Source organism: Microbacterium sediminicola, from assembly GCF_039531125.1.
Taxonomy (GTDB): Bacteria; Actinomycetota; Actinomycetes; order Actinomycetales; family Microbacteriaceae; genus Microbacterium; species Microbacterium sediminicola.
Genome location: NZ_BAAAPL010000002.1, coordinates 682108 through 701540, shown reverse-complemented (window position 1 = coordinate 701540; position 19433 = coordinate 682108). Strand labels below are relative to the sequence as shown.

Annotated in this window: 13 protein-coding genes; 3 read left to right on the top strand and 10 right to left on the bottom strand. The window is 67.1% G+C overall.

Going from position 1 to position 19433, the window contains the following annotated elements; translation table 11 throughout:
* Window positions 1–64: 64 nt before the first annotated feature.
* The 4 genes from ABD206_RS11875 to ABD206_RS11860 all read right to left on the bottom strand — a co-directional run bounded on the left by ABD206_RS11875 (window position 65) and on the right by ABD206_RS11860 (window position 5202).
* Window positions 65–3538 (bottom strand): efflux RND transporter permease subunit, encoded by a 3474-nt coding sequence (locus ABD206_RS11875; protein WP_344072818.1) that lies wholly within the window; start codon window positions 3536–3538, stop codon window positions 65–67.
* A 97-nt stretch (window positions 3539–3635) separates the two neighbouring features.
* Entirely contained in the window at window positions 3636–3998 is a 363-nt protein-coding gene (locus tag ABD206_RS11870; RefSeq protein WP_344072816.1) for a fluoride efflux transporter FluC, read from the bottom strand.
* Window positions 3995–4375 (bottom strand): fluoride efflux transporter FluC, encoded by a 381-nt coding sequence (locus ABD206_RS11865; protein ID WP_344072813.1) that lies wholly within the window; start codon window positions 4373–4375, stop codon window positions 3995–3997. Before ABD206_RS11865 ends, ABD206_RS11870 begins: the two co-directional genes overlap by 4 nt.
* A 56-nt stretch (window positions 4376–4431) precedes the next feature.
* Window positions 4432–5202, bottom strand: a complete 771-nt coding sequence (locus ABD206_RS11860) for a MerR family transcriptional regulator (protein WP_344072810.1) — start codon at window positions 5200–5202, stop codon at window positions 4432–4434.
* A 150-nt stretch (window positions 5203–5352) separates the two neighbouring features.
* On the opposite strand from ABD206_RS11860, the gene ABD206_RS11855 reads away from it, so the two are divergent.
* Window positions 5353–6204 (top strand): DUF4097 family beta strand repeat-containing protein, encoded by an 852-nt coding sequence (locus tag ABD206_RS11855; protein WP_344072808.1) that lies wholly within the window; start codon window positions 5353–5355, stop codon window positions 6202–6204.
* Entirely contained in the window at window positions 6201–6809 is a 609-nt protein-coding gene (locus ABD206_RS11850) for a PadR family transcriptional regulator (protein ID WP_344072806.1), read from the top strand. Before ABD206_RS11855 ends, ABD206_RS11850 begins: the two co-directional genes overlap by 4 nt.
* 27 nt (window positions 6810–6836) lie before the next feature.
* Here the strand turns inward: ABD206_RS11850 and ABD206_RS11845 are convergent, their stop codons facing one another.
* Window positions 6837–7376 carry a universal stress protein gene (locus ABD206_RS11845; RefSeq protein WP_344072804.1) on the bottom strand — a complete coding sequence of 180 codons (540 nt, stop codon included), beginning with the start codon at window positions 7374–7376 and terminating at the stop codon, window positions 6837–6839.
* Between the two features lie 173 nt (window positions 7377–7549).
* Here ABD206_RS11845 and ABD206_RS11840 point away from each other — a divergent pair, with 173 nt between their 5' ends.
* Window positions 7550–7732 carry a DUF3073 domain-containing protein gene (locus ABD206_RS11840; protein WP_344072801.1) on the top strand — a complete coding sequence of 61 codons (183 nt, stop codon included), beginning with the start codon at window positions 7550–7552 and terminating at the stop codon, window positions 7730–7732.
* Window positions 7733–7765: 33 nt separating this feature from the next.
* On the opposite strand, the gene ABD206_RS11835 is transcribed toward ABD206_RS11840, so the two are convergent.
* The 5 genes from ABD206_RS11835 to ABD206_RS11815 form a co-directional block, all read right to left on the bottom strand.
* Window positions 7766–8995, bottom strand: a complete 1230-nt coding sequence (locus tag ABD206_RS11835; RefSeq protein WP_344072799.1) for an MFS transporter — start codon at window positions 8993–8995, stop codon at window positions 7766–7768.
* A gap of 37 nt (window positions 8996–9032) precedes the next feature.
* Window positions 9033–10493, bottom strand: coding sequence for an amidophosphoribosyltransferase (gene purF, locus ABD206_RS11830; protein WP_344072797.1), 1461 nt, complete (start codon window positions 10491–10493; stop codon window positions 9033–9035).
* 37 nt (window positions 10494–10530) lie between these two features.
* Window positions 10531–11640 (bottom strand): phosphoribosylformylglycinamidine cyclo-ligase, encoded by a 1110-nt coding sequence (gene purM, locus ABD206_RS11825; RefSeq protein WP_344072794.1) that lies wholly within the window; start codon window positions 11638–11640, stop codon window positions 10531–10533.
* A gap of 23 nt (window positions 11641–11663) precedes the next feature.
* Window positions 11664–11984: a potassium transporter Trk gene (locus ABD206_RS11820; RefSeq protein ID WP_344072792.1), complete on the bottom strand. Its 321-nt coding sequence runs from the start codon at window positions 11982–11984 to the stop codon at window positions 11664–11666.
* Between the two features lie 93 nt (window positions 11985–12077).
* Complete coding sequence (locus tag ABD206_RS11815) at window positions 12078–19400, bottom strand: immunoglobulin domain-containing protein (protein WP_344072790.1); 7323 nt, start codon at window positions 19398–19400, stop codon at window positions 12078–12080.
* Window positions 19401–19433: the final 33 nt, after the last annotated feature.

Genomic DNA, 19433 nt, shown 5'->3' with positions numbered 1-19433 from the left:
ACGCGCGTCGTCGCCACAGCGCGCCCGCGTGTAATGGCCGCGCTACCACCGGCGCACGCGGCACTTACTCAGGCTGCCGGGTCTCGCCGTCGCCGTTTTGTGCGGAATCCTCGCTGGATTCCTCCAGCTCAGCCTGAGTACGGTCGGATTCAGCCGCCAGCCCCGCGTCCTGCGTCGAGTTCGCGTCACTCGCCGCCTCACTCTCAGCCTGAGTAAGGGCGGTCTCCGGCTCCGACTCCGACTCCGACTCGGGCTCAGACGCGGGCTCAGACTCCGACTCAGGCTCAGGCTCAGACGCGACCGGCGGGATGACCGCGACCGGCCCGGTCGCCGCCTCGCGGATCTGGCGGCGGGTCAGCGGCTGGCCGCTCTCGTCGACGACCGCGCTCACGGCGGCGTTGCCGGCTCCCGCGCCTGCAATCGCGAGCGCGGGTTCCGCCGTCACCGCGCCGCCCCCGCGCGCTGCGCGCTTCGCAGCCCGGCGCTCCTTCGCACCCTCGACGAGGTTGTAGAGGGTGGGGAGCACCAGCAGGGTCAGCACGGTCGACGAGATGAGGCCTCCGATCACGACGATCGCCAACGGCTGCGAGATGAATCCACCGTGTCCGGTGATCCCGAGGCCCATCGGCGTCAGCGCGAAGATCGTCGCCAGCGCCGTCATGAGGATCGGCCGCAGACGTCGAGCGCCACCGGTCAGGGTCGCGTCGTGGGCGCTGAGGCCCTTCTCGCGGTACTGGTTCACGAGGTCCACCAGGACGATCGCGTTGGTGACCACGATGCCGATGAGCATCAGCACACCGATGAGGGATGCCACACCCAGCGGCACACCGGTGACCACCTGCAGCAGGATCGCGCCGGTCGCCGCGAACGGCACCGAGATCAGCAGCAGCAGCGGTTGACGCAGCGATTTGAAGGTCGCGACCATGACGACGTAGACGATCAGAATGGCGGCGAGCATCGCAAGCCCGAGCTGCGAGAACGCCTCGGTCTGATCTGCGGACACGCCCCCGAGGCTCGCGTCCGCGGCGGCCGGGATCGTGGTGTCGTCGATGGCCTGGGTGACGGCGGCGGTGGCGGCGGTGAGGTCGTCGGTCGCGGGGGTCACCGTGATCGTCGACGTGCGCTGCCCGCGCTCGGTGGTGATGGATGTCGGGCCCTCGGTCTCTGCGACGGTCGCGAGATCCTCGAGCGGCATCGGGCCCTGCGCAGTGATGATGGGCAGCTGGCGGAGCTCGTCGATCGTGGCAGGCGGGTCGGATGCCGCGAGATAGACCGTGAGCCCGGTCCCCTCGACCTCGACCGTGCCGATGCTCTGCGGCTGCATCGTGTTGTAGACCAGCGCGCCGACGGCGACTTCGGACAGACCGACGGAAGCGGCCTTGTCGCGGTCGACGACGATCTCGATATAGGGCAGCGAGGCGGAGAGGTTGTTCGTGACCTGACTGACCTCGTCCAGACCCGACAGACTCGCGGTCAGGTCGTCGGTTGCCTCCCGCAACGTCGCAGCATCGGGCGCGGTGACGCTCACCTCGATGTCGGAGGAGCCGAACCCGCCGTTGCCGGAGGAGATCGTGATCTCCCCGGCATCGCCGAGGTCGTCGATCACGGTCTGCACCTCGGCACGCAGCTCGACCTGGTCGACATCCGGGTCGGTCGTGACCGAGTACGTGATGCCGCCGCCACCGCCGGAGAAGGCATCCTGCAGCGCATTGCCGCTCGTACCGATCGAGACCTGCACCGTCTCGATGCCCTCGATTCCGAGCAGCGCCTGTTCGACGGGCTCGGCTGCGGCGGACTCGGCCGCCAGGCTCGGCGCCTCGCCGATCGACTGCGTCATCGTGAACGTGTTCTGACCGGAGTCGCCGAGGAAGTTGGTCTTCATCAGCGGTGCGACAGCGACAGTGCCCACCAGAACGAGGACCGCGAGTCCGAGCGTGGCCCAGGAGTGCTTGAGGGTCCAGCGCAGGATGGGGACGTAGCCGCGCTGCAGCGCCGAGAGAGGCGCCTCGGGGTCTTCGGGGTCGATCTCGCGACCGGCATCGTCGAGCACGGGCTTGCCGGGCTTGAGGAACCAGTAGGCCAGCACCGGCACGATCGTGAGGGCCACGAACAGCGACGCGAGCATGGCGATCGTCACCGTCAGCGCGAAGGGGCGGAACAGCTCGCCCGTGACATCCCCGACGAAGGCGATCGGCAGGAAGACCGCGACCGTCGTGATCGTCGAGGACGAAATCGCGGTCCCGACCTCTTTGACCGCGCGGATGATGGAGCTCATCTTGTCGGCGTTGCCGACATAGTGGCGCCTGATGTTCTCGATGACCACGATCGAGTCATCAACGACGCGCCCGATCGAGATCGTGAGGGCACCGAGGGTCAGGATGTTCAGCGAGTAGCCGAACGCCTGCAGTCCGATGAAGGTGATCAGAACGCTCGTCGGGATCGAAATCGCGGTGACCAGGGTCGCCCGCACCGACAGCAGGAAGACCAGGATGACGAGCACGGCGAACATCAGGCCGAAACCGCCTTCCACCGCGAGGGTCTCGATCGACTGCTCGATGTAGGGGGCCTGGTCGAACACGACCGTGAACGTGACACCGGGCATGCTCTCCTCGAGCGAGGGCAAGAGGTCCACGACCGCGCGGGAGACATCGACGGTGTTGGCCGCCGGGAGCTTGGTGATCGCGATCGTGATCGCGGGGTCGCCGTTGACGCGCGACTCGCTCGCGACCGGGTCCTGCCCCTGCTCCACCGTGGCGACGTCGCCCACGGTGACGGTGCCCGCCTGGAACTGCGTCGCATCGCTCGGCACGAGCGGTAGGTTCGCCACCTCCTCGACGGAGGTCAGCTTGACGCCGGTCTGCACCGTGAGTGTCTGATCGTTCTCGGTGATCGAGCCGCCCGGGAAGAGCACGCCGTTCTGCTCGAGGGCGTCCGTGATCGCCTGCTGCGAGTAACCGTTCGCGGCGAGCGCCTCCTGGTCGGGGGTGATGGTGATGCGCTGGCCCGCGCCGCCGACGATCTCGGCGGCGTTGACCCCGTCGACGTCCTCGATGTCGGGAATGACGGTGGACTCCAGCTGAGCCTGGATCGCCTCCGGGTCGTCGTAGCCGGTGACGGCGATCTGGATGACGGGGAAGTCGTCGATGCTCGCGGCGATGATGGTCGGTTCGACCCCGTCAGGCAGGTCGCTGAGGCGGTTGATCGCCTGCGTCATCTTCTGTTCGGCGGTGGCGAGGTCGGTGCCGTAGGCGAAGGATGCCTGCACGATCGACGCATTCGTGGTGCTCGTCGCCGTGGTCGACTCGAGCCCGGGAACCGCCTGAATAGCGCTCTCGATCGGCGTCGACACGTCGTTGCTGACGACCTCGGGCGAGGCGCCGGGATACGTGGACACCACGATGAGCGCGGGGAACTCGATCGAGGGGATGAGCTCCTGCTTGAGTGAACTGAAGGCGAGCGACCCGAAGAGTGCTGCGACGATCGTCACGAGGGCGATCAGCGCGCGGTTCTTCAGACTCAGGACGGCGAGATTCGACACGGGGACCCTTGCTGTGAGCGGTGCGGCCGGACGATACGCGAACGTATCGGTCCCATCCTCGCACGGTCACTGCGGGGGATATCCCGACGATCTGCGCTCAGACGATCGCCTGGCCGAGCGCGAGCCCGCCCCACGCGGCACCCACGGCGACGATGAAGGTACCCAGCACGTTCATGAGCGCCAGGCCTGTGCGCTGTTCCTCCGAGAGGAGTACCGAGGTCACCGATACCGCGCTAAAGGTCGTGAAACCGCCCAGGAGACCCGCCCCGACAACGAGCGCAACCCCCTCCCCCACCTGAAAGCCGGTGAGCACCCCGAGCAGGAATGATCCGCAGACGTTGATGACGAAGATGCCCCAGGGCGCACGGACCACACGGGTGAGCAGGTTGTCGAGGACGTAGCGCACCGCCGCGCCGACACCTCCCGCGACAGCGGCGAGCACGAACAGGCCGACGTTCATGCGCGCGCTTTCCGGGGACGCGCGAGCATCAGGCCCGCGACCGCTGCCCCGAGTCCCGCGACGACCGTGAGCGCGGACACCGGCAGCGCGGCCGGGTCGAGGGAGAAGACCGCGAGCGCGGAATAGGTGGTGAACCCGCCCATCATGCCCGTGCCCCAGAACGCACTCATGACAGCCGCGCGCTCGGGCACACGCTTCGAGGCGAGCGCGACGGTCACGCCGAGGAGGAACGACCCGAGGACATTGACGAGCGGGAGGGCAAGCCAGGGCACGACCGGGTCGATGAGTGCCTGCAGTGCAATGCGCACGGCGGATCCGACCGTCCCGCCCGCGAACACGAGCAGCACGCGAGTCCCAGACAGACCTGTACCCGACACCGGTTCAGGCTACCGCTCCACCTCCGACGCCCCCTTGCCGACCACGACCCGCACAATCAGAGGTTCTCGTCGGCGAACCACCTCAGCGCAGCGGCGACGAACTCGGCCCCGCCGCTGCCACCGGCAGCCGTCGCATAGGTCGCGGCGAAGCGCGGATCGGCTACATACATCTCGGCGAGGCCTCGCACATAGGCGGCGAGCGCCTCCGGCCCCTGCTGCGCCGGAGTCCCCGGGATGCCGCGCAGCCATGCCACCTGCCGTCGGGCGAGGTCCTGGGCCTCTTCGGAAGCGGGCTCGGTGCCGCGTTCGGCGGCGGCGACCCAGTCGGCGATGAGGCGCGTCGAATCTGCCTCCCACTTCGACCGCTCATCGGCGCCCATCTCGCGCCACCAGCGGTCGGATTGCGCATAGGCGTTCTTCCCCCAGCGCTGCTCGACCTCATCCTTGTGCACGGTGTGGTCGAATCCGTCAAACATGTCCTGATGCATTTCTCTTCCTTCTTCCCATCTCGTGATGGTGGACTCGACGGCGGCGATCTGCCGGTCGAGGCGCTCTCTTTCCCGCAGGAGCCATCCCACGTGGGTGCGCAGTGCCCCGACCTGATCGAGCTGCGCGTCGAGAATGTCGGCGATCATGGGCAACCCGATGCCGAGCTCTCTGAGCAGAAGAATCCGCTGGAAGCGCACGAGGGCGGCGTCGTCGTAGAACCGCACACCTCCGGCGCCCGTCCGAGTCGGCGAGAGGATGCCGATCGCGTCGTAGTGGCGCAGCGTGCGGGATGTCGTCCCCGCCCGCCTCACCACCTCATGGATCGTCCACTCGGCCATAGCGCCTCCTGTGTCTGTGTTGTGAGTCCACGGTAAAAGTTGACGTCGCGTCAATGTCAAGAACCACAGCCGACCTCGATTGCAGATCGCGTTATATCGCGTTACACTGAACTCGCGTTATATCGCGTTCGACTCACGAGAGGGACTCCCATGACCCCGGAGAAGTGGCTGATCCACCCCGGTGAAACCCGCGTCATCGATCTGGACGACGTGGCTTCGCTCAAAATCGGACTGATCGGCGGGCAGATAGATGTCGTCGCTCGCGACGAACCCGGGATCCGCATCGAGGTGCACGAGGTGACCGGCAAGGATCTGCGGATCGAGGCTTTCGGTGGCGCCGTCGATATCAACCACCCACAGTTTCGCTGGGACAACTTCCTGCAGGTGTTCAGCAACTTCGGCAGCGGCGGCCCGAAGGCCGAGATCAGCGTGGCGATCCCCCGCACGCTCGCGCTGACCCTCGGCGTCGTGAGCGCAGGCGCCCTGATCAGCGGCCTCGTGGCCGACGCGCGCCTGAACACCGTCTCGGGTGACATCATCGTCGACGGCATGGTCGGCGACCTGTCGGTGAACGCCGTGTCGGGGGACGTACAAGTGCGCGATCTCACCGGCGCACTGTCGGTGAACAGCGTCTCGGGCGACATCGCTGCGACGGGGACGATCTCGACCGCGTCCATCGACACCGTGTCGGGGGCGATGCTCGTCGACACAGCCGGCACCCCCCACACGCTCTCGACCAACACGGTGAGCGGTGACTCGACGATCCGTATCGAAGAAGGCCTTCCGGCCAACTTCGTGATGCGCAGCGTCGGCGGGAGGGTGACGGTCGACGGCTTCGACCGGACCGGATCGGGCACCACGAACTTCGCCGGGTCCTCGGGCGTCCTCAACGGCTCGTTCGTCGACGTCCGGGTGAACTCCGTCTCGGGAGATGCGACGGTGCTACGCCGTGAAGCAGTGCACACGGTCCCGACCACCGCCGGCGATGCGGAGTGGGAATGAGCCCCGTCTTCTCGCACGGTGATCTGCGGCTCTACCTGCTGCACCTGCTGGCCGAGGAACCGCGACACGGCTACGACATCATGCAGGCGCTGTCCGACCGCACCGGTGGGACGTACACCCCGAGCGCCGGGACGATCTACCCGCGACTGGCCAAGCTCGAAGAGGAGGGTCTGGTGTCCAAGTCCGTGGACGGGCGCAAGACGGTCTACGCGATCACCGACGCGGGCCGAGACGAGCTGGCGCGTCGCGCCGACGACCTGGTGGGAATCGAGGCGGGTCTGACCGACTCCATCCGCCTGATCGCCGAGGAAGTGCGCGGATCTGTCGCCGAGGCGATGAGAAGTCTGCGCGCCGACCTCGCGGCGGCCGGCACCACGCGCACCGCGCCCACGTCGGCGGAGCCTCCGCCGGATGACGAGAAGGCGCGGTCGCGGGAGCAACTGCGCCGTGCCGATGTCGTCATCAACGACTTCCGCGGTCGCGTCCGCGCGGACCTTCGCACATACGTCGCCCGCGGCGGCTCGCTGACCGCGGATGTCGTCGCCGACCTCGAACGGCAGCTGGAGGATGCGACGCGCACACTGTCGCTCAGCCTCCGCGGCTGACGCACCCGGAGCGACGTCGACTGAGGCTCAGGCGGGCCAGAGCTCTTCCTCGTCACCGGCTGGTTCTCCCAGCGGCACGACGAGAACGGAGCGCGCCTGCCGATGCGCAAGGCGCGCGGCAACGGACCCGGTGAAGAATTCGCGGATCGACTCGCCGAGGCCGCGCTTGCGGGTGCCGACGACCAGCAGCGGAGCATCCACCTGATCCGCCAAGTGCTTGATCGCGAGCGCGGGGTCGCCGACCAGCTCGTGCACCTGCCAGGTGAGTCCGGAGCCATCGAGCATCCGGGCCACGCCCGCTTCGATCGCCTCGAAGTCCGTCTCCCCCGGGGCGATATTCACGTCGATCGGAGCGGTGTGGACGTAGCCGTCGGGGTCCTCGTACGTGACGAAGCGCGTGACATCGACGTGCGCGACAACCAGCGGGGCTTTCAGCAGCCCGGCATACTTGGCGGCTTCCTTGAGCACGCGCGAACTCTGGTCGGGGATGACGCCGACGATCACAGCCCCCTGCATCGCTTCGATGTCCAACGGGGGGTTGGTGGTGTTCGGCCGTTCGTCGGGCATGTGCTCCGCCTCCTCGCTGTGCGGACCCCAGGCTACACAACCGCCGGGGCGTGAGGGGGCTCCGTGGTAGTCTGAATGCTACTCTTCCCGGCGATAGGCCGGATACGTGAAAGCACGGGCCTCACGGTGCGCATTGCCCGTCGGTCCGCGGGTCAGAAATGAGGGGGTCTCGCATGGGGCGTGGCCGTCAGAAGGCGAAGCACACGAAGATCGCCCGTGAACTCAAGTCGTACAGCCCGAGCGTCAACTACGCCGCGCTCGAGCGTGAGCTTGGGCACCCGTCGGACGAGGACCTCTACGTCGACAAGTGGGCGGACGAGTTCGACGACGACGAAGAACTCGACGAATCCGCCTGATCGGATCCTTCGCTGCGAGCCCGGCCGAGGCGGTCACCACGCGCCATGGCGCGCCTCCCACTGATCCTCGATCTTCTGCGGTCCTCTGACGAGGAAGAATCCCACGATTCCGAAGCTCACGCCGACGGCCAACAGGATCAGGGCGATGTCCCACGAGCGGGTGCCTTCGTGCAGAATGCCGATCGTCAGCGGGAACAACGCCGCGACCCCGTAGCCGACACTCTGCACGAACCCGCTGAGAGCAACGCTCGTCGACGACGTCCGCGTGCGCAGGCTGAGCAGCACGAACGTCAGCGGGAAGAAGAGCGGAGCAGCCCCCAGCAGCCCGACCCAGAGCCAGGGCGCTGCACTCGGCGCGAACCCGAGCCCGGCCAGCCCGAGAAAGCCGGAGACGATCCCCACAACGTACAGCGCAGGCAGGGATCGCGAACCGAACCGCGCGACCACCATCGGCACGAGTACCGCGGTGGGGAATCCCATCACGGCAAAGAGCGAGAGCATCGCGCCCGCTTCGACGGCCCTCACCCCGGCCAGATCGACGAGGATCTGCGGCAGCCACGCGAACACGGTGTACGCGAGAGAGCTGGTCGCGGTGAAGGTCGCCACCAAGCCCCACGCCAGCGGCAGTCGGAACATCCGCCCGAGTGCCGCGGGGCTGGCGGCCTGCACACCGGCGTGGGCGGCTTTCGCGCGCGCCGCGAGAACGATCCACGGCACAAGTGCGACAGCTGCCGCGCCGGCCCACAGCGCGAGTGACAGACGCCAGGTCGCGGCGTCCGAGACCGGAACCGCGATCAGCGGAGGGATGAACGAGGAGATGGACATCACGGTCGTGGACACCGCCGTCATCATCCCGATGCGGTCCGAGAAGTACGTCTTCACAATCGGAGGCAGAAGCACGTTGGCCACACCGACCCCCGCGAACGTGACGATCGTCCCGAGCAGCAGCATGAGCGCGGACGGTGAGATCACGCGAACGACCTGCCCAAGCGTCATGATCACCAGGGCCAGCATCAGCAGTCGCTCGAGACCGACTTTCCGCTCCATGAGCGGGGTGAGGATGCCGAACACGGCGTAGCACACGGGCGGCACCGTGCCGATCAGACCCACGACGGCCGCAGGCAGGCCGATGTCGCCGTCGATGTGGGTGACGATCGGTGAGAGCGCGGCGACAGCGCTGCGCAACGAGAAGGCGACGGCGATGACGCCTACCACCGCGAGGGTGCGCCCCTGCCACAGCGGGCGGGCAGGGGGATGACTCACTGATCCAGCGTACGTGCCCCCGGAGGAGAGGGGATGTTCAGGACTCCTGCGACCCCTCGACCCACGCGAGGTACTCGTCCGAGACGGTGCCGGTGACGTAACGCCCGTCGAAGCAGCTCATGTCGAGGTCCTCGACGTCCGAGCCCTCCAGGATCGCGGCCTTGAGATCTTCGACCTCTTGGTAGACGACGTAGTCGGCTCCCAGTTCCTCGGCGATCTCGGGGATGCTGCGGTCATGCGCGACGAGCTCGTGACGGGTGGGCATGTTGATGCCGTACACGTGCGGGAAGCGGACGGGCGGGGCCGCCGAGGCGAAAGTGACGCTCTTGGCACCGGCATCCCGTGCCATCTGGATGATCTGCTTCGAGGTGGTGCCGCGCACGATCGAGTCGTCGATGAGCAGGACGTTCTTGCCCTTGAATTCACTCGACATCGCGTTGAGCTTCTGGCGCACGCTCTTCTTGCGCGCCGCCTGTCCCGGCATGATGAAGGTCCGCCCGACATAGCGGTTCTTGTAGAAACCTTCGCGGTATTCGACACCGAGGACGCGCGCGACTTCCATGGCAGAGGGACGGGCCGAGTCCGGAATCGGCATGACGACGTCGATCGAGTCCTCGGGCGTGTACTTCGCGATCGTGCGGGCGAGGCGCTCACCCATCCGCAGCCGCGCCTCGTAGACCGAGATGCCGTTCATGATCGAGTCGGGCCGTGCGAGGTAGACGTACTCGAACGAGCAGGGCACCAACTTCGGGTCGGTGGCGCACTGTCGGGTATGGAGCCTCCCGTCCAGATCGATGAAGACGGCCTCACCGGGCATGACCTCGCGGACGACCTCGAACTCGCCGTTCTCGAGAACCAGGGACTCGGAGGCGACGATCCACTCGTAGCTGCCGTCCGCCGCCTTTCGCGTACCGAGGATCAGCGGGCGGATGCCGAACGGGTCGCGGAACGCGAGCAGCCCGTGACCGGCGATCAAGGCGATTGCCGCATACGAGCCCTCGACCCGCTCATGGACGCGGGCGACCGCATCGAAGAGCTCGTCGGGGGTGAGATCCAGCCCCGACACCGTGGCCTGGAGCTCGTTGGCGAGGACGTTCACCAGCAGTTCGGTGTCGGAACTCGTGTTGAGGTGGCGGCGGTCCTTGTGGAAGAGCTCACTGGTCAATTCGCGCGTGTTGGTGAGGTTGCCGTTGTGCACCAGGACGATGCCGTACGGCGCGTTCACGTAGAACGGCTGCGCCTCTTCCTCGCTGGATGCCGTGCCCTTGGTCGCATACCGGACGTGCCCGAGACCGATGTTGCCGAGCAGCGCGCGCATGTCGCGGGTGCGGAAGGCCTCTCGCACCTGCCCCCGCGCCTTCGCGATGTGGAAGACGCCGGTGGGCTCTGCCGTCGCGATGCCCGTGGAGTCCTGCCCGCGATGCTGCAGCAGCAGCAGCGCGTCGTAGATCTCCTGGTTCGCGAGTCCCTGCCCGACCACGCCGACGATTCCGCACATGGGTGCTACCGAACTCCGTTCCGGGCGCAGCGCCCGCTCATCGTGCCCCGTCGGCATAGGAGCCGACCAGTCGCACAGCACCGCCGTCGACGCCCTTGGCGCCCTGCGAGAACTCGCCGGCGGGGAGTGGGCCGTCACCGACGACGCCGACCTGCCAAGTGGGAATGCCGCCGGCCCTCAGTGCGGCCGTCGCATCGTGCGCCTGCGCGGCATCGACGACCGCGAGGAAGCCGATGCCGAGGTTCCACGTGCCCTCGGTGTCGGTCAGCGCCAGTCCGCCGCGCTCCGCGAGCGACTGGAACACCGCGGGCGGCATCCAGGTAGAACGGTCCACCTCGACCCACGTGCCAGCGGGGAGGACGCGCGCCAGATTCGCTGCGATACCGCCGCCGGTGACGTGGCTCAGCGAGTGCACGCCGCCGTCGAGCCGGTCGATCAGACGCAGCAGCGGCTGGGTGTACAAGCGCGTCGGCTCGAGGAGAGCCTCGCCCCAGGAGGAGCCGAGCTCGGGGGCGTCATCGCGGTAGCCGATGCCCGCCTCGGAGAGGATGTGGCGCACGAGCGAGTAGCCGTTGGAGTGCAGGCCGCTCGAGGCGAGGGCGAGGACGACATCGCCGGTGCGGACACGATCGGCACCGAGCACCGCACCGGCCTCGACGACCCCAGTGGCCGCGCCCGCGACGTCATAGTCGTCGACGCCGAGCAAGCCCGGGTGCTCGGCGGTCTCGCCGCCGACGAGCGCCGTGCCCGTCTCGGCGCAGCCGTGAGCGATGCCGGCGACGATGTCGGCGATGCGCTGGGGTACGACCTTCCCGCAGGCGATGTAGTCCGTCATGAACAGCGGGCGCGCACCCACCACGACGATGTCGTCCACGACCATGCCGACGAGGTCTTGGCCGATCGTGTCGTGCTTGTCGATCGCCTGCGCGATCGCGACCTTCGTGCCCACGCCGTCGGTGCTGGTCGCCAGCAACGGGTGCGCGTAGTCGCGCAGGGCCGAGGCATCGAACAGACCGGCGAACCCGCCCACCCCGCCGATCACCTCGGGACCGTGGGTACGCCCCACCGCCGCCTTCATCAGTTCGACGGCGAGGTCGCCGGCTTCGGTGTCGACGCCCGCGACCGCATATGGATTGGGTGATTCCACCGGACCAGCCTACCGGCGCGGGGTCAGTCGGCGGTGTGGATGCGCGCGTGATCGGCATCCACAGTGTGCGTGCGGTGAGAGTAGTAGCGGTCGAAGATGAGCGCGACCGCGCCGCCCAGCGCGATGCCGGCGGGCGCGCAAATCAGCAACAGGAAACCGAACACCTGCATCTGCGAGTAGACGAGACCCGTATTGGCGCTCACCTGGTCGGTGCCGTTGAACAAGAAGGTGAGGACCATCGCCACAACCAGCCCCAGGGCTGCTCCCAGGACGAGGAACACGCCGTACTTGGGGCTGCGACGCACCGTCACCTGCTCGATGTGGTCTGCGCTTTCGGGGGCCATGGGTTCTATTGTCCCATCCCCGCGCCGATGAACTCGCTGAACGAGCTTCGGGGCCCCGGCGTGAGCCGGGGCCCCGAAGGGCGATCACCCGTATCAGCGCGTCGCGGAGCCCTCCACGTACTCCGGCTGACGGCGTCGGATGATCAGGGCTGCGCCAAGAACCACCATGAGCGCAGCCACGATCAAGCCGCCGATCGGGGCGGTACCGCCGGTGCTCGAGAGCACAGACACGGTGCCGTCCGCTTCGACGGTGATGGCCAGCGTCCCGATCAGCGCACCGCTGGAATCCACCACCACGATCCGGTGATCGCCGACCTCAAGATCGGCAGGGATCGTCACCGAGATCGCGCCGGAGGCGTCCACCAGGAACCAGCCCAGATTCTGCGGCGTCGAGTGCACCCACACACCGACGTACTGTCCGGCGTACTGCTCGCCGACCTGGATCTTGTAGGTTCCCTCCGCTGTCTCGGTCCCGCTCACACCACCGGGCTCACCGAGCTCGCTGTCAGGAACATCCGTCGGTTCGCCGGACGGGGCTGCCAGGGCCACGAGGACCGTCGCCGAAACGACATCCTCGACGGCTCCACTGGGGATCTGCGGAATCGGACCCGACACGACCAGGCGATAAGCCTGCCCGTTGCGGACATCCGCTGCGGCGACCTCGAGTGTCGTCGCATCGGCTCCGACGATGTCCTGCCACTGCGTCTCACCCGGCGCCCGCACCTGCCACTGCAACACGGTCGCGGTGCCCGAGACGTCGGCATCGATCGTGAGGGCTTTGCCCTGCACGATGGACGACGGCGCGGTCACCGTGACCTGGGGACGCTCCCCGACGGTCAGGACCGCGGCATCAGATGTCGCCGAGCCAAGACCGTTGGATGCCACGGCACGGAACTGCGCTCCATCGTCCGCCGCGCTGTACGAGACTGCCAGCGTGTTCGCCGTCTCGTCCGTGATGTCGGTCCACTCACCATCGACGAGACGCTGCCACTGCACCGAGGGCATCGGCTCACCAGTCGCGGCGATCGAGAATTGCGCGACCGCATCACCCGTCGCCGGGCTCACCGGTGCGACCACATCGCTCGGCTGCGTCGAGACCGACGGGGCGCTCTCGACGATCGTGACGGGCGTCGCCGTCTCGAACGGTGCGTAGACGGCGCCGCCGGCGGCGTACGTGTAGATGCCGTAGGAGCCGTCCTTGTCGACGGCGCCGGACGCGACCTCGATCTGAACCTCGAACGAACCGTCGGGGTTGATCGCGACAGCACCTGCGGCGGCGCCGCCGATCGTGTCGACGTCAGCCGCGTCGACGACCCACTTCGAGGCGAGGACGGTGCGCCCGGAACCGCCGGTGCTCGGCTGCCAGTTCTCGGCGAACGTGCCGAACACGACGTACACGCCACCGAAGCTGCCCGCGAGCGGGGGTCGCGTCGCGGTCGTCGCGGACGGGTTCGCGAGGAATCCGGTTCCGGTGACGGTCACGATCTCGCCGTCGGCATCCAGGTTCTGCGTCTTCGACACGGTGACCTGCGGCTGCGGCAGCGACGTCACCGTGGCGACCTCGCTCTCCGCGGTGCCCAACGCACTCGTCGCAACCAGTCGGTACGAGAGGGTCGCGGACACATCCGAGATCTCCAGGCTTGCGCCCGTCTCGCCGTCGATGTCCGACCAGCTCACTCCATCGGAGCTCTGCTGCCACTGCAGCGTCGGCACGGGGTATCCCGTGACCTCCGCAGCGAGCGCGACGTCCGTGCCCTCGATCACACCGACGGATGCCGGCTGCGTTGTGAACGCGGGGGCCGACTGACCTGCGACATCCAGGATGATCGCGTTGTCAGCATCGAGGTTCGCGCTGATCAGCCCGTTCGCATCGATGTACATGGACGCGAGCACATAGACGGTATCGGTGTCGATGTCATCCTCGTTCAGGTTGATCGCCGCCTTGCCGTACCCGCCAGCTGCCGTGAGGTCGACCGGCCCGAGCACGTTGTACTCGCCCAGCGCGCGGTAGTCCTGGCCGATAAGCCCATCGCGGGCTTGCCACACGTCCAGTGGCAGCACCATGAAGGCAATCGCTCGGAGAGTACTGAGTCCCTGGTAGCCCCCGACGGCGAACTGCAGGTAGGCGCTGCTCGCAGTCAGCGAAGCAGGGTCGGTGACAGCCGTCAGGGTCAGGCCGTCCAGCGTGGCGACCGAGAGGGTGACAGTGCCGGTAACGGCCGGCTCGGTCGAGGAGTGCCCGATCGCCAGAACCCGGAAGGTTGCGCCGTCGTCGTCAACGGATACCGACGAGAGACCCGGGTTCGACGACACTGGCTCGCCGACCGCTGTCCACTCGCCGCCGGCGCCCAGCCGCTCAAGCTGGTAGACGGGAGCCGGGTAGCCGCTCGCGTACGTCGTGAAGGTGACCGGTCCGCCTTCCACCGCGACCTGGTCGGTCGGGTTCTCGGTGATGGTGGGCGCAACGGCCTCCTGCACGTACACGTACCGCGACGTGGACGTGATGGAGCCTGCCGTGTTACTCACCACCACGCGGAACCGACGGTTGTTGTCATCGAGCACGACATCGGTGAGAGTCAGCGACGGTGAATCACTGTCAGCCACGTCGTTCCAGGTCCGTGCCGAGGCGTCGTACTCCTGCCACACATAGGTCACCTCGAGCCCACTGAATGCTTCGACGAACAACGTCGCGTCATCTCCCGGGACCGCCTGGGTGTTGACCGGCTGAGTACGGATGACTGGTCGCGCGTCACGGCCGACCGTGGCGGCGTCGCTCACCACGTCCCCGGCGGTGATTCGCACGAGTGTGCTGTACGACGCTTCGTCCACCACGGTGGTGTACTCCGTGCCCGTGGCACCCTCGATGTCGGTCCATGTGAGACCGTCATCGACGCTCCGCTGCCACTGGACAGCAGGGTTCGGGTTTCCGGCGACCGCAGCCTCGAACGTGACCTCAGTGCCCGGCACGGCGTTCGTGGAGGAGGGGTTCGACACGATCGCCGGCGCGGTCGCGACGGTCGTCACCACGACCTGCAGCGGAGGCTTGCGCAGATTCAATCCCGAGCAGCTGGTCGTGTAGTAATGGGCCATCACGGTACCGGGAACGAAATCGAGCCATTCCTGCGGCCACGAGCCGCCGACGCCGTCGCACGAGTTCCAGGGACTCAGTCCCTCGGGGATGACAGGTTCGCGGCCCGTGAAGTCGGGAGCGATGGTGATCACCCCGTCGACGACCGAGACGTTCGAGAACGTTGCGATCACGACGCGCTCGGGGGCGGTCTCAGGGATGATGTCGTACGTCCCGGACATGAAGTCGATGTGCTCACCGAGGTAGGCATCCACCGTCAGCGTTCCGGTGCCGTCCTCGGCGATCGTGAGAACGGGGTTGGAGATGACCTCGTCCGGCGCGAAATCGTACGCCGGCTTGTAGGCGTTCAACGTCCACGTTCCGGTCGACCAGGTGATGGTTCCTGCTCCCGTCACGGGGTTGATCTCACCCACCCCGCCGTCGAAGCGGACCCCGGTGTAGACCGTTCCCGCCAGAGTCGGGTCCCCCGTTGCCTGGGCGGCGTCGATGGCAGCTAGAGCAACGTTGGCTCCCGAGACCTCCTGCCACCAGGCGCCGAACACACCCGATTGTGCGTACTGGCTGTACGCCCACTCGAGCTGCGCGCCGGTCACCTGCTGCGGCTCGACGACTGCGACCGTCGCCTCGTCCGAGACGACCTCTCCCAGGCCATTGGCGACGACGACCCGGTAGGTCGCCGATGCACTGGCCTCCGACAGAGTGAGCGTCGAAGACGTCGCGTCGGCAACATCCGTCCACTCTTCGCCGTCGAGGACCTGCCACCGATAGCTGACCGCGGGTGTTCCGGACGCGACGACGGACAGTTCCGCACTGGCGCCCGAGTACACCCCGGTCGATGTCGGCTGCTCGTCGATCGCGGGGAGCGACTGTCCCTCGATCATGAGCGGCACGATGAGGTCCAGATCACGCACGGACTCGTCGTCGGCGTAGATGGCAAGGACATAGGCCTTCTCGGGGTCGAACGCGCTGAGCGGAGTGACGAAGGACCCTGAGAACGACCCCTCGCCGATACGCACGATGGTCGCGCTCGTGCCGCTGACCGTCGACACGGCCAGGGCCGGGTCGGGCCGCACGCCCGCTGTCACATCGTCGGCTTCGAACACCGCAAAGTCCAGGGAAAGCCACGCGTCATCCACCATGGGGAAGTTCGCCCCGGTGATGTACAGGCGCTCCGCATCCGTCGTGATCGGATCGGGGAAGACCATCGCGGCAATCCCGTCGGCAACCACCGTCGTCAGCTCGACGACATCGGAGAAGACCTCCCCCTCGTCGTTGTACACCTTCGCGCGGTACAGCGAACCGTTCTGCTCTGCCGTCGGGTTGGTGACTGTGAGGGTCGTGAAGACCTGTCCTTCGACGTCGGTCCAGTTCCCGCCGCCATCGGTCGACACCTGCCACTGATACGACACCGCCGGGAGGCCCTTGGCGGCCAGCGTCGCGTAGGCGAACTGGCGCAGCTCATCGGCGAAGACCGTCATGCGCGTGTCATCGGGCTGGGTCGTGATGGTCGGCACGCCGACCTCTGCGACCGTCACCACGAACACGAACGTCCGCGCGGTCGAGTAGGGCTCGCCGTCGTCGACGATCTCCGACGCGGGCACGCCGTTGTCTGCGCGCACTTCGAAGCGCACTCCGTCGTCGTCGAGCGTCGGCGTGAAGGTCAGCGCGGTACCGGTTTCGCCCACGACCTCGGTCCAGGTCTCACCGTCGTCGTCGCTGCGGAACCACTGGTAGCTCGGCTCGGGAGTCGGGCTGTTGAGGAGCGTCGTCTCCAGTGTCGCCTCGACACCCGCCTCGAGCGTCGGGTAGGTGGTGCCGTTCAGCCGGGGAGCAAGTCCCTCGATGATCGTCAGGGTGACCTCGTTGCTCGTGACACTCGATTCACCACGCGAGACCGTCACCCGCAAGCGGGCACCGTTGTTCTCAGGCTCGTCCGTATCGAGCGAGTAGTAGTACCGCCGTCCCGCGGACCCACTGATGTCGTCCCACTCGCTGGTCGAGGCATTGAAACGCTGCCACTGGTAGGTGAAGGTTGGCGTGACGCCCTCGACTTCCCGCTCGAGCCCAGCTTCCACTTGGAATCGAACACTGTCGGATCCGGAGACCTTGTCTGAGGGAGCGACGAAGCTCGTGGGCTGCTCGGTGATCACCACGTTGTTCTCGGCAACGACGAGCGCTGCCGAAGACTCGGTGACAACGGGGTCACCCACACCGTTGTCCGCAACGACCCGGAAGATCGCACCGTTGTCTGCCAGCGCCGCGGCGAACGTGAATCGCCACTCGGTCGCATCAGGAACATCGATCCAGGTCTCGCCGTTGTCGTCGCTGCGCTGCCACTGGAGGGCCGGAGTCGGCTTTCCGGTCGGCGTCGTGCGCAGGTCGACGGTCTCACCGGGCGCGTATTCGACACTCGATACCGTCGGCGTCGTGACCGTCGGCGCCTCTGCGTCCACCTCGATCGTGAACGTCTCGGAGATGACAGAGGTGGAACCACCGGTCAAGACGACGCGGTAGGTGCCGATGTCATCGATCGTTGCCGCCGCGATGTCCCACGTCGATGCCGTCAGACCCTCGATCGTCGTCCACTGCTCACCGTCCTGCTTCTGCCAGGCGATGGCGGGGGAAGGGTTGCCGTCGAAGGCGACCTGGACAGTACCAGCCGCACCGGCGTCGAGCGCGAGCCCGGTGGGCTGCTGCGTGATGGTGACGTCGCTGGCCACCGTCGACACCGTGAACGCGTAGGGAGGCTTGGTCATGTTCAGCCCCAAGCATGACGTCGTGTAGTAGTGCGCCTTGACCGAGTCGGTCACGAAGTTGATCCACGAGGCAGGCCACGATCCGCCCGCACCGTCACACGTCTGCCAGGCGCCGAGGTTGTCGGGGGCGTCGTACTCGCGTCCGGCGAAGTCAGGAGTCACGTGAAGGACACCGTCGACGAACGACACGGACGAGAAGGTCGCCACGACCACGCGGTCCGGCCCCACATCGGGCATGGGCTCATCGCCGTGCATGTAGTCGAGGTGCTCAGGGATGAAGGCCACGAAGCTTAGCGTCCCGGACCCGTCCTCGTTGATCGTGAGGATCGGCGCAGACAGCGTCTCATCGGGTGCGCCGAACCCGTCGGGGTAGGCGTTGATCACCCATGCGCCGGTGTCGGGCCACGTGATGGTCCCCGCGCCGGTCTCGGCGTCGAGTGTTCCCACTCCACCGTCGAAGCGTGCTCCGGTGACCATCGTCGTCGCGTCTGCCTCATTGCCCGTGACGTGATCGAGACCGAAGTCGGCGATCGTCACTCCGGTTCCTTCGGTCCACATGCGCCAGGGGCCAAAGACGCCCGTCTGCGCGTATCCGCTGTAGGCCCACTCGAGCTGAGCGCCCTCGACTTCGATCTCGGTCGGCTCCTCGACGACGGGCACCACCCAGTCGACGGTAAGCGGGGCGGCAACCTTCTTCGCGTCCGCAGCACCGCCCGACGAATACCAGTACGAGGACTGTCCCGTAAGCACCTGGAAGTCGACGAAGCTCTGAGGGAACGATCCCCAGTTGTCACCTGTCGTAACTTGCGCGCCCGCCGTCGTCTCGATGCTGACGCCCACGTAGTCGGGAGAGATGGTGAACCCGTCCTCATCGATCTCGACGCCAGACAGCGTCGCGAGCGTGATGGTGCGCGGCTCGAGCGTCAGCCACTTACTGGTGTCGTTCATGTCTGCGCCATAACCGGATGCCGTCGCCGTCAGCGTTCCCGACCCATCGCTGTTCACTGTCAGCACCGGATTCGACGCGCTCCAATAGGTCATACCGCCGTAGAAGGCGACGGTGAAGGCGCCCTCCCACTCGATCTGCGCCGTGCCTGCCGCGACATCGACAGAGCCTGCACCGTTCGCGATCTGCACGCGCGTCTCGGAGGTGCTGCCCGCAGACGTCGTCACCGCGGTTCCCGACGGCGTCTGGCACTTCGTCGCCCACGTAGGCTGCGCCAGATCTGTTCCGTCTGCGGTCGGCTTCACGATCGTCGTGTTGCCCACATGGGTCTGGTAGAAGCCGTCTGCCTCGGCCCACACCCGTGAACTGCCGGTGTCACCGGCGATGCCGGCAGACAAGAAGTTGCAGCCGCCGAAGTACGCTCCGCCACCGGTTTCAGCGTTGAGAGCCCAATCGAGGGTCACTCCGTCGACGGCGGTCGGTTCTGCGGCGGTGGTCGTCACAGCGGGCTCGGTCGCAGCAGTAGCCGCCGGCGCGAGCGCCGCTCCGGCGGCGGTCAGCGCGAGAGACGTGGCTGCGGCAACGAGTGCGCGCCAGCGATTTCGCTTCGGTGAGTCGGGGTTCACTGTGTCTCCTGAGGACGGAACGCGGCCGTACGG